Consider the following 12,560-nt stretch of genomic DNA (forward strand, 5'->3'; position numbering starts at 1 on the left):
TTACTCCAAGTAGAAATTATTACTTTATTGATTATTAAGTGGTATCTATATTATTTAGCACCATAAAAAAACGTTCTGTTTGCAATACTATTGGGCATTGCAATTTTAAATCTCATATATAAGCACTATATCATAAATAACGTTATATTTCATTCAATATAAAATAAAAAGTATTGCTGATTACAAAAGGTTTGGAACATTAAAACAATGACCAAACCTTTTTGTAGTTAGTTATTATAGAGTTAATTTACTTACTTTTGTTAGCTTAACACTCTTTCTTGTATTTCAGTTGTAATCTTTTTAACAAAATCAGCTAATTCGATTGTTTCTGAATCTTTCTCTCCATAGCGTCGAACATTTACTGCACGATCTTCCATTTCTTTATCTCCGACAACAAGTGCAAATGGGATCTTTTCTGTTTGTGCTTCGCGAATCTTATAACCAAGCTTTTCATCACGTTGGTCTAGTTCCACGCGTACTCCCGCAAAACGAAGTGCTTCTTCGACTTCTTTCGCATATGCTGCATGTGCATCCAATGAAACTGGAATAATTCTTGCTTGAATTGGTGCTAACCAAGTTGGAAATGCACCTTTATACTCTTCAATTAAAAAGGCAACAAAGCGTTCCATGGTTGATACCACGCCACGGTGGATAACAACTGGACGATGTTCTTTTCCATCTTCACCAATGTATGTTAAGTCAAATTGTTCTGGTAAATGGAAATCTAATTGAACGGTTGATAGTGTTTCATCTTTACCTAATGCAGTTTTCACTTGGACATCCAATTTTGGACCATAGAAAGCCGCTTCTCCTTCTGCTTCTACATACTCAAGTTTCATATCTTCCATTGTTTCTTTTAATAATGATTGTGCTTTATTCCACATTTCATCATTGTCAATATATTTCTCTTTGTCTGCTGGATCACGATAAGATAAACGGAAATAATAATCCTCAATGCCAAAGTCTTTGTATACATGTTGAATCAATTCAACAACACGTGTAAATTCATCTTTTAGTTGATCCGGGCGTGCAAAGATATGCGCATCATTAAGTGTCATTGCGCGAACACGTTGTAACCCCGCCAATGCTCCAGACATTTCATGGCGATGCATCATGCCTAATTCAGCAATTCGTACTGGAAGATGGCGATAACTATATAGTTGATTCTTATAAACCATCATATGATGGGGGCAATTCATTGGTCGCAACATTAAATCTTCATTATCCATTTCTAATATTGGAAAATTATCATCTTTATAATGGTCCCAATGTCCACTCGTTTTATATAGTTCTATATTACCTAATACTGGAGTATAGACATGATCATAGCCCAATCGTTCTTCTAAATCTACAATATATCTTTCAATCGTACGTCTAATAGTAGCTCCTTTAGGTAACCACAATGGTAAGCCTTGTCCGACTTTTTGTGATACAGTGAATAGTTCCAGTTCTTTCCCTAGTTTACGATGATCTCTTTCTTTTGCTTCTTCACGCAAACGTAAGTATTCATCTAAATCTGCCTTCTTTGCAAATGCAGTTCCATACACACGTTGTAACATTTTATTATTACTGTCTCCACGCCAATAAGCACCAGAAATACTTAACAATTTAAATACTTTTATTTTGCTAGTCGAGGGGACATGAACGCCACGACATAAATCAAAGAATTCTCCTTGTTTGTAAATAGAGACCTGCTCTCCCTCAGGAATTGCATTAATCAGCTCTATCTTCAAATCATCCCCAATTTCTTCAAAGCGACGAATGGCTTCTTCACGAAATACATCTTCACGTACAATCTCAAGATTCTCATCAACAATACGTTGCATTTCTTTTTCTATTTTTGGCAAATCTTCAGGGGTGATGGATTCTTCCATATCAATATCATAATAAAAGCCATCCTCAATCGTTGGTCCAACGCCTAGTTTCACGTTTTCTCCATATAAACGTTTAATAGCCTGAGCCATTACATGAGCAGTCGAATGACGCATTATATCAATGCCTTCAACTTGTTTGTTTGTAATAATCGCAATTTCCCCATCATGTGGTAGAGGTGTACGTAAATCGAAGTAGTCGCCATCTAATGTAACTGCTAATGCTTGTTTCTTTAATCCTGGAGAAATGGATTGTGCGATGTCCTCTCCAGTTGTTCCCTTTGCGAATTCTTTCTTTGCACCATCTGGAAATGTGATAACGATTTGTTCATCCATGTTTGTTCAACTCCTTTTTTGATGTTAGATTCATTCGGTAGCAGAGGAAGTTATATACATATAAAAAACGCCCATCCCTCTGCTTTACTAGCAAAGGGACGAGCGTTGACTCGTGGTTCCACCCTTAATTTCTGAATCAATACGTGATTCAGCTTCATTCACCCTTTAACGCAGGACTACGCTGTTTTTTACTTTAGTCTGTTCAAAAACAGAGTTCAGAGGTGGTAATGATATGCAGAGCGGACAGGAAGCTTCCAGCATTTTGCCTCCCTCTCTAAGAACGTCATACAAACATCTTATCCTCATCAAAACTTTTCCTATAATCATGGATATGCTTTGTATTATAGAATGATTTATTTAAAAAATCAAGCCTATTTATTCTACATGTGCAAAAGGAAAAGACTGTAGACGCTTATATGTGACTTGTTCTTGAAAGATATTTCGGACAGCAGTCGTCTTGGCTTCGCTAGGATCACGTCCGTAAATATAAATATGTGAAGGTGAGAGTGCTAGAATTGGTGTTAAATTTAATTCATTTTCATCAAGTCCTACAATATATAAAGGTTTTTGTTGAATGAAGTCCTTCAATTCCTCAGATGTAAATTTGTGACCATCTTCTCGATAAAAAGTAAACTGGTTTCCTTGGACAATATGTAGTACATTGGATTTGACGGACTGATTAGCGATATAATCACGGAGAGATTGAATAAAGTGCTGATACTGTTCTTCTTGCTTCCATTCATCAATCGCATACCCTATTTCTTTGATCATTAACGTATAAAATAAGTCATCATAAGAAGTAATACATGCATGGTAATCGAATGGATTTTCATCCTCGATTCCTAACATAATAATTTGTAATAATTGTTCTTTTGCTTCAAATTCAATTGTATTTCCCTTAGCTAATACTCGCTCAAATACTAATTCTAAAACAGCATTAATCTCTTGTTTATCCTCAAAATAATAATGTTCTTTTATCATTTCAATTAAGCTTTCTTTTTTTGAATGAACAAGCCACATTTCTAACAGCAAACTAGCAAGATCATCACCTAAATCTATACTTTCCTCAGAAGTAATAGTAATTATCTTTCCTCCTTGTTCATATATTTCACAAATTAATTGATCCCTTGCTAGTTTGTCATAAAATAACATCTTATCTTTTTCATTGTCCATTAATATTTGAATCATTTACATCACCCTATCCCAATCAAACTGTTATATTATATGGGACAAGATTAAAAAAAATGAATCATTAACATACGGTTTTCTAAATAAAAAGTTGCCCAGTTTGGACAACTTACATAAAACGAATAAAATCCCTATTTTCTTCTGTTCTCTGAAAAAAGTGGAACATTTTCGCTTAATTGTTTAATTCGCTCAATAATACGTCCCGCTTTCAATTCCTCAATATCCCCTTTAGAAGTTACAGCTAAATGTTTTTCCAACTGCGACAGGCTATAATTGGAACTAAAAAATACAGGTAAACGTTCCATCATTCGATATTGTAAAATGGATCCAAGAATTTCATCTCTAAACCAAGCAGATATTGATTCTGCACCAATATCATCAATCATTAGTACAGGAATTGATTTAAATTGTTCGATTTTATTTTGTAGCGAGTCATCACCAAGAGAGGACTTCATTTCACGAACAAATTCAGGCATATAAATCAACATACAAGCAATATTATGATCAGCCAATTCATTAGCAATTGCGCCTAAAAAATAAGTTTTACCCACCCCAAACGGGCCATAAAAGTACAGTCCTTTTTCAGGCACTTTCCCCTTATCTAGCTTACTGACATAGGAAATTACTTTTCTAATAGCATCATGTCTCTTTGGATCTCGATCATCTAGCTGACGAATAGATGCTTGAAGGATATCCTTTGGCATATGCAAGCTTTTTATTAAATTCGCCCGTTGTTGCTGCTGTTCTCGTTGAATTTTATACTTACATTTTTCATAATAGATATGAATTTCTTGCCCATTAATCTCAATACGTGGTTTATAACCTGGTAATACATTATTTGAGCAACCACCATTTGGGCAATTATCACAATTTTTATTTTGAGTATGATATTCATACAATTTCATTAACTGTCTATCAATGGCTTCATTTGTTAAGGATGGGTTACTTTCCAATATTACTTTCACTTCAGGATCAGCTAATATTTCTTGCTTCATTTCCCCATAAATCGTTTGAAAGGAGCGGTTTTCTCTCATCCATCTTTTTAATGAGCTCTGAATAGGTTCCATCTAGACACCTCCTTTATAGATGATTCTTCTTTTTATTATAGTCACGCAATAGCTCACTTACATCTGAAGTAGAATCTGAGGACTGTTGCTCATTTTGTATTTTCTGTTCATCTTGTTCTTGTTTATCTTTTTGCTTCCTAAACCAATCAGGAACAACTTCTTTCTTACCTGATTTTTGATAGCGTGGTTTTTTTTGAGTTGACCATTGTTGATATTTATTATGTTCAGATTTAGCTAAAGTCATGGCTTGTCTAACTGTTTTAACATTCTTTCTAGCCCAATGACTTGCAATTTTTTCTAAATATGACTTTGTTAATTTCATGTCTGTTTTTAACATCACATAATGAATAAGAACATTCATTACGCCAGGTGTTAGACCTTGTTGGGACATCACGTCAGCTATCATTTTTAAATCCTGTTTTGATGCTTGATTACCATTAGATAAATCCTCTAACAATTGCCTTGGAGAGATTTCTTCTAACATTTGAACAAACTGATCTTGTCTGTTTGTTGGTTTGTCTTTTTTTGTTTTTAATTTTTCTTTTTGATCTACTACTTTTAAAGATTTGCTACTTTCAGGTGTAACTTGCTTGTACAGATCAAAGCATGCGGATTTGAATTCTTTTTCAATTAACACATACTGATCAGACAACGCCCATACAACTGCCTTCTCTATGTCTAAGGTGGTTAAATCATATAGTGATGCCATTTGTTGAATTATTTTTATATTAAAAGGAGTTAATATTTTTTCAACTGGTAACATTCGCTCAGATAGTAATTGTGATAAATCATTTATAGAAATGGTAGTTCCAGAAATATTTGGTCCTTGGTTTTCTATCGTATCAATGGCTTTAACAGACATATCTCTTTCAACAGGAGCTTTTTGAAATATCTCATCAAATTGTGCTGTAATATTTGTTCCTCTGTTTCGATTCTGTTTTGTTCCTTGTGCATATAGTTGGTAAAGCTCATTCGTTTTATCAGCACCAATCTGATGATACAGCAATTGCGATAGCATGCCATCTGAAAAAAATTGCAAAGGAGTACATGGCATCATCAATTGGTAGGTAAAAATTGTTTCATTGTCATTATCTAATTGGTATGTTTCTAATAACCCAATTGCTTCAAGTTTTTGTCTTGCTTGATAAATCTCAGGTAAAGAGAGATTTACAAATTGCATCAAAGAATGGTGTGTATAAGGATCTTGCTTGTTTGGACTACTTTCATATTGACTTAATAGTGTCATAAACAATGAAACAGCATGAACACCAATCAATGGTTGATACAACTGCATTAATGATTGCAAATGTGCATGGGTAAATTCTTGTTTTAAATAAATACTATAGCCTTGGTTAGGTAATAATTTACCTATATGCTCCATGACTGTTTCCTCCTCTCCCACCTACTTTAGTCAGTAAAGAAAAAAAGAGCCAATTTTGGCTCAAATGGCTTATGATTTATCATCAGCATTGTTTATTATATCTTTTAATTCATCTAAAAAGACACTAATATCTTTAAATTGACGATAAACAGAAGCAAAACGAACATAGGCCACCTCATCAACGGAGGATAGCCTTTCCATAACTAATTCGCCAACTTCTTTACTTTGTATTTCAGATATACCACTATTACGGAGTTCCTTTTCTACATCTAAAGCTAATTCTTCTAACTGTTCTAAAGCAACGGGTCTTTTTTCACATGCTTTAATTAGTCCACGTATTAACTTCTCTCTACTAAAAGCTTCTCTAATACCTTCCTTTTTAACAACGATCAGTGGGATTTCTTCCGTTCTTTCAAATGTTGTAAACCGAAATTCACAAGCTTCACATTCTCTTCTTCTACGAATGGAACGACCTTCTTCTATTGGCCTAGAATCTAACACTCTCGTATGCTTATCATTACAATTTGGACAACGCATGATAACCCATCCTATTCTTTATACTTCTAATTATCTAATATTTTCAATATATGGCATTTCTTTTTTTAATTGATTGTATAACTTTGGAATTAATTTATGGCTATAACCTAAGTCAAATGGAATTACAGATTCTGTTGTAACAGAAAAATCGACTGCGGTCTGAAATGGTTTTACCATAATAATCGTTATAATAATAAATGTTTTCCTTTTTCCTTTAAAAAACAAACTTATCTCACCATGTTCTTTTGATGTAGCTATAATATCACAACCTGGTTTGTTGCGAAAGTATGATTCTATTGTCTGAAATGCTTTATCTTTTGTCGTTTTGAAATAATGTGTTTGTAATTGTTTATCCCAATGTTGTTCGCTTGTTTCTGAATGATTATTGAATAATTTTTCAAATGATTCTCGCAACCCCATATCATACACCTCTATTATTTTATATCAATAGTATAAGTGTAACATGTTTCAGTAAGGAAAACGATATCACTAAGAGCTATTTTTTATTTATTGGTTCACAATTCAATTAATTATCTTATCTAAACAATATAATATGAATAATTAAATGTTATAATAAAAGCTCCTTTTTCTGCAACAATCTCGAAAAGGAGCTTATCTTATTTATTCGTTTATACTAAAGTGCACGATGTTTTGGAACAGAAATTGGTCCCATACCACGAGGCACTTCTGCTTTTTCACATTTTTTGGATTCCAGTGCTTCAGAGATGTAATCACAAGCAACATTTGGATCAATAATATCACCACATGTATAAACATCAATACTTGCATAGCCATGCTCTGGAAAACTGTGAATTGTTAAATGAGATTCAGAAATGATAACAACACCACTAACACCCTGTGGTGCAAATTTATGGAAAGCTACTTCACGAATCTCTGCACCAGCCTTTAATGCTGCGTTTACAAAAATTCGTTCGATCTGCCCCATATCATTTAACGTATCAATATTACAATCCCACATTTCAGCAATAACGTGTCTACCCATTGTATCCATTAAAATCCCCCTTACATATTATTCCTTTTCAAATAAACATGCATGAGTTGCCACGGGGGAAAGTTAGTCCAGAGAGATCCTAACCCTTTAAGCAACCATTAACGAAAATAAAAAGCATACCTAAATCAAATTTAAAACATATGCAAAAAAAGTATATATGGTTTTGTTATTTTTGGCAAGCTATTTTTTAATTTGAAAACTGATATAGCGCTATTTTATTATCATTCTATATGTAATAAAGGATAGCTTACTCCTTTTTAGAGTAGCCGTTAAAATAATTTTTATGAGTCATTACACTAATTTATTCATTATTTTTTCACATTGTTCTTTGGTATCTTCTATGGAACCATTATTATCAATGACAAGATCCGCTAACTCCGCTTTTTTACGAATAGAAAGCTGTGAATGAATTCTTTTTTGTGCTTCTTCTCGTGATAACTGATTTCTTTTCATTAATCTTTCTAATTGAATATCAGGATGAGAATACACAACGATCACAAGATCGACTAAATCCTCTAAGTTACTTTCAAACAATAAGGGGATGTCCAACACGATAATCGGTTGTTTTTGTTTAATCAATTGATCACGTTTGTCTAACATTACCTTTCTTACTTGAGGATGTACGATTTCATTTAATTGTTGTCTTTTGCATTCATTCGCAAATACAATATTTCCAAGTTTCTTTCGATCTAACTGACCATCTTTTTGCAAAATGGACGCACCAAATGTCGCAACGATTTGTCTATATGCTTTTTGATTAGGCTCTACTGCTTCTTTAGCAATTCTATCTGCATCAATAATTGGAATGCCTCTTTTTCGCAACATATTTGAGACCGTACTCTTCCCTGAAGCGATCCCCCCCGTAAGTCCAATTATTTTTGTCATATCATTCGTCCATCCTTTCTAATTAGCTAAACCATCTTTATAATACCAATTAAAATTAAAAGAATACCAGGTAATATACTTAAACGTGTAAACGTGTTACAATTCGATAGTCTCTTTCCAGTTTGTAATCCTAAAAAGAGAAACGTACTAGTAGCTAAACCAATACTTATAGCGGAAAGAATAATTGGTAATCCAACTAAAGCAGAACCAATCCCTGCTGCAAAAGAATCTAATGATAAAGCTACACCTAATAGTACTACTTCTATTCCAGTAATATTTCCCGATCTATCCATGTCAGCTAACATGGGCTTTTTTAAAATTTGAATCACAAGACCAAGTGATTTTATCTCAATTTTCCATTCCAATGAAGTTTTGTGTGCTTTAGAATCGCTTGATCTAAAAACAGATATTAATACCCAAACGCCAATACAAACCAATAGTGAACCACCAATTATATCAGCTGTAAAGGGTGTTATAAAAACTGAAATTGAGTTACCAATAATCATAGCTATAAAAAACACAATGGCTGAAATCACACCAATTACAATAACGGAACGAACAGAAAGCAAAACATCCCTCAACCCATATGTTAAAGCAACCGTAAAACTATCCAAACTTACCGCAACCGTAAGCAACAATATCGTTAGTATTGGTGTCATTAATAAATACCCCTTCCCTGACTTTGCGACTATACTATATCAATAGTATATGGAAGGAGTATTTGGGCGTGCATTAAACCATCTAACTCTCAAACGTTAGCTATTATCTAACGTTTGACAAACTTCACAAATATGAGTTCCTCTGTTGGAAACTTTCATTTTACTAATTGGATGTCCACATCGCTTACAGGGTTTATTTTCTTGACCATATGCAAATAATTGTTGCTGAAACATACCCATTTTCCCTTGGGTATTGACATATGAACGAATGGTTGTTCCACCTTGTTCTACCGCTTCTGTCAAGGTTTGTTTTGCTTCCGCAAGAATAACCCGCAACTCTGTATCAGATAAAGAACTCCCTTTACGTAGTGGATGAATCTGAGCTCTAAACAGTGTCTCGTCAACATATATATTCCCTAATCCTGCAATCACTTGTTGATCTAATAAAATATTTTTAATTACTCGATCACTTTTTTGGATTAGTGGAATAATTCGTTCTATAGAATAATTATCCTCAAACGGATCTGGTCCTAATAGGCTTAACGGCTTGCTTGTCTTTGCCTCTTCTTTAGAAAATAAATGCATCGTTCCAAATTTACGAACGTCTTGATAACGCAATTGTTTCCCACTTTTTAAATCAAATACAACATGCACATGTTTATTTATTGGTTCACTCGGTTGAAATACACTATATTTTCCTTCCATTCTTAAATGGGACACAAGTGTGTAATGTGTTAATTCAAATAATAAAAATTTACCTTTACGATGAATATCTTGAATATATTCTCCCTTTATTAATTCAATAAATCGCTGCGAATCATCTGGGTGTTTGATTATTTTTGACCAGTTCACTGTCACATCGTGAATAATCTCACCAACAACTAGCTCTTTCAATGTTCTTCTTACCGTTTCTACTTCTGGTAATTCTGGCATATTTTATCCTCTCTTTATTTTGCATCAAACCATGTAGTTCCATATGCATAATCTACCTTTAATGGAACAGATAGTGAAACCGTCTCTTCCATTATTTTTGGTACCAATTGTTTCAATATTTCGATCTCTTCTTCTGGTGCTTCGAGGATTAATTCATCATGCACTTGTAATAACATACGAGCCTGTAATCCTTTTTCTGCTAATGCATGTTCTAAATCAATCATTGCTTTTTTAATAATATCTGCAGCACTACCTTGAATAGGTGTATTCATTGCTGTACGTTCTGCAAAACTACGCATATTAAAATTACGACTTGTAATATCCGGAAGATAACGTCTGCGGTGCATGATTGTTGTAACAAAACCAGTCTGTTTTGCTTGTTGCACCGTATCGTCCATGTATGTTTTTACACCAGGGTAGCTTTCAAAATATCGATCAATAAACGCCTTTGCTTCTTTTCTCGTAATCCCAAGATTCTGTGATAAGCCATAATCACTTATACCATAAACAATACCAAAATTAACTGCTTTCGCCTGTCGTCGCATATCACTATCCACTTGATCAGCTGTTACATGAAATACATCCATTGCTGTCCGAGTATGAATATCCATATCATCTTTAAATGCTTGTACTAGTTTCTCGTCTTTCGCAATGTCTGCTAACACACGTAATTCAATTTGGGAATAGTCGGCAGCAAAGATGGTCCAATTGTCTTTCGAAGGGATAAAGGCTTTTCTTATTTTCTTCCCTTCCTCTAATCGAATTGGTATATTCTGCATATTAGGATCTGTTGAACTTAAACGACCTGTTTGTGTAAGTGCTTGATTGAAACGTGTATGAATCTTTCCATCTTTATGAATAACTTTTAACAGCCCTTCAATATAGGTGGATTGCAGCTTACCTAACTGACGATACAACAATAGTTTCGGTATAATTGGATGTTTTTCTTGTAACTGCTCCAACACATCAGCAGAAGTCGAATAACCTGTTTTTGTTTTTTTAATCACTGGTAGTTCTAATTTTTCAAACAAAATTGGCCCTAATTGTTTTGGTGAATTTAGGTTAAAAGATTCTCCTGCTAAGTCATGTACTTCTTTTTCTATTTTATCCAAACGTGTTTTCAATTCACTTTTCATTGTTTCTAATTGACCTTTGTCAATATAGACACCTCGGGCTTCCATTTTCCCTAAAATTAATGCAAGTGGCAACTCGAGTTCATATAATAATTCTAATTGCTGATTTTCTTCTAATTCTTTTTCAATCTCAGCCTTTAAAGCAAATAGAATAGAAGTTTTTCTCCCTATATGATCTGCTAACTGATCTTGATTTGGCACTTTTTGTTTAGCGCCTTTGCCATATACCTCTTCATCAAACAAAACTTGATTATATCCCCTTCGACTGCTAATTGCAGGAATATCATGATGATTTTCGGATGGATTTATAAGATAAGAAGCTAATAATAAATCAAATTCAATCCCTTTTATATCAATGGATTTTCGTTGTAAACCTACCGTGACTTTCTTCGCATCAAACACCCATTTCTTTTGCAAAGGGTCTTCTGCCCACTGCTTAAATGTAGAAGATGCTAATGCAATATCTGTAGGAACAAAGTACGTTTTATCTTCAGTTGTAATACCAATTCCTTCAATTGGCGCTACATGATAATTATCTGCTAAAATTTCCACTGTTAAAGCTACCGATCCATTAAATAAGCTCTCAGGAATAGCATCTAAAATGTCCACTTTTATATCATCTAATTGTACCTGATTATTCTCTTCTTCATTTGTATTTCCTGAAATTCTAGTTAGCAAGGATTGGAAACCAAGCTCTTGGAATACTTTTCTGATTTTTTCCGTTTCATACCCCGTATATTCAGTATCTTCCAACGCAATTTTTATAGGGGAATTACAGTTTATTGTAACAAGTTGTTTACTCATTTTTGCATCTTTTTGATGATTTTCTAATTTCTCTTTTAATTTCTTTCCACTTATTTCATCTATATGAGCAAAAACATTTTCTAAAGTGGAAAACTGCTTTAATAATTTTACCGCTGTCTTCTGCCCAATGCCTGGTACACCAGGAATATTGTCTGAACTATCTCCCATTAAAGCCTTCATATCAATAATTTGATCTGGGGATATTTCCATTTTTTCTTTCATAAATGTAGGTGTATAAGCATCAATATCACTAAGACCCTTTTTGGTTAATTGTACCTGTGTCTTATCAGAAACAAGCTGAAGCAAATCTTTATCGCCTGAAATAACCCGAACATGAAATTCATTGGCTTCTCCTATTTTAGCCAACGTGCCAATAATATCATCTGCTTCAAAATTATCTAATTCATAATGTTTAATCGAACTAGCATCTAACAGCTGCTTTACTAGTGGAAATTGTTCTGCTAATTCCGATGGCGTCTTTTGTCTACCACCTTTATAGTCCTTATATGTGTCGTGACGAAAAGTAGTCTTCCCTGCATCAAATGCAACTAGCATATGTGTTGGTTTTTCATCTCCTAGAATTTTTAATAACATATTTGCAAAACCATACACTGCATTTGTATAAACCCCTTTATCATTGTTTAAAAGTGGTAAAGCAAAAAAAGCACGATATAAAATACTATTTCCATCAATCAAAACTAATTTATTGCTCATTATATAAAACTCCTTCCACGTTGATCGTATGTATACGGAC

General features: G+C 33.7%; 11 protein-coding genes and 1 other annotated feature. All 11 genes read right to left on the reverse strand.

Going from position 1 to position 12,560, the window contains the following annotated elements:
* Window positions 1-260: 260 nt before the first annotated feature.
* Window positions 261-2,207: a threonine--tRNA ligase gene (gene thrS, locus BN1058_RS11695; protein ID WP_090857735.1), complete on the reverse strand. Its 1,947-nt coding sequence runs from the start codon at window positions 2,205-2,207 to the stop codon at window positions 261-263.
* Window positions 2,208-2,298: 91 nt separating this feature from the next.
* Window positions 2,299-2,525, reverse strand: a binding site (T-box leader).
* 57 nt (window positions 2,526-2,582) lie between these two features.
* Window positions 2,583-3,395 carry a sporulation protein YtxC gene (gene ytxC / locus BN1058_RS11700; protein WP_090857738.1) on the reverse strand — a complete coding sequence of 271 codons (813 nt, stop codon included), beginning with the start codon at window positions 3,393-3,395 and terminating at the stop codon, window positions 2,583-2,585.
* A gap of 131 nt (window positions 3,396-3,526) precedes the next feature.
* On the reverse strand, window positions 3,527-4,462 hold the full coding sequence (dnaI, locus tag BN1058_RS11705) for a primosomal protein DnaI (RefSeq protein ID WP_090857741.1): 936 nt from the start codon (window positions 4,460-4,462) through the stop codon (window positions 3,527-3,529).
* Window positions 4,463-4,475: 13 nt separating this feature from the next.
* Complete coding sequence (locus BN1058_RS11710) at window positions 4,476-5,843, reverse strand: replication initiation and membrane attachment family protein (RefSeq protein WP_090857744.1); 1,368 nt, start codon at window positions 5,841-5,843, stop codon at window positions 4,476-4,478.
* A gap of 69 nt (window positions 5,844-5,912) precedes the next feature.
* The gene (gene nrdR / locus BN1058_RS11715; RefSeq protein ID WP_090857747.1) at window positions 5,913-6,380 is read right to left on the reverse strand and encodes a transcriptional regulator NrdR; all 468 of its coding nucleotides are present in this window, start codon (window positions 6,378-6,380) and stop codon (window positions 5,913-5,915) included.
* A gap of 30 nt (window positions 6,381-6,410) precedes the next feature.
* Window positions 6,411-6,800, reverse strand: a complete 390-nt coding sequence (locus tag BN1058_RS11720) for a cytosolic protein (RefSeq protein WP_090857750.1) — start codon at window positions 6,798-6,800, stop codon at window positions 6,411-6,413.
* Between the two features lie 214 nt (window positions 6,801-7,014).
* On the reverse strand, window positions 7,015-7,392 hold the full coding sequence (gene speD, locus BN1058_RS11725) for an adenosylmethionine decarboxylase (RefSeq protein ID WP_090857753.1): 378 nt from the start codon (window positions 7,390-7,392) through the stop codon (window positions 7,015-7,017).
* A 291-nt stretch (window positions 7,393-7,683) separates the two neighbouring features.
* Window positions 7,684-8,277, reverse strand: coding sequence for a dephospho-CoA kinase (gene coaE, locus BN1058_RS11730; RefSeq protein ID WP_090857756.1), 594 nt, complete (start codon window positions 8,275-8,277; stop codon window positions 7,684-7,686).
* Between the two features lie 26 nt (window positions 8,278-8,303).
* On the reverse strand, window positions 8,304-8,936 hold the full coding sequence (ytaF, locus tag BN1058_RS11735; RefSeq protein ID WP_090857759.1) for a sporulation membrane protein YtaF: 633 nt from the start codon (window positions 8,934-8,936) through the stop codon (window positions 8,304-8,306).
* Window positions 8,937-9,032: 96 nt separating this feature from the next.
* Window positions 9,033-9,869, reverse strand: a complete 837-nt coding sequence (gene mutM, locus BN1058_RS11740; RefSeq protein ID WP_090857761.1) for a DNA-formamidopyrimidine glycosylase — start codon at window positions 9,867-9,869, stop codon at window positions 9,033-9,035.
* Window positions 9,870-9,883: 14 nt separating this feature from the next.
* A complete protein-coding gene (polA, locus tag BN1058_RS11745) occupies window positions 9,884-12,520 on the reverse strand; it encodes a DNA polymerase I (RefSeq protein ID WP_090857764.1) in 2,637 nt (878 codons plus the stop codon).
* Window positions 12,521-12,560 lie beyond the last annotated feature (40 nt).

The organism is Paraliobacillus sp. PM-2, assembly GCF_001368815.1.
In the GTDB taxonomy this organism is placed as follows: domain Bacteria; phylum Bacillota; class Bacilli; order Bacillales; family Amphibacillaceae; genus Paraliobacillus.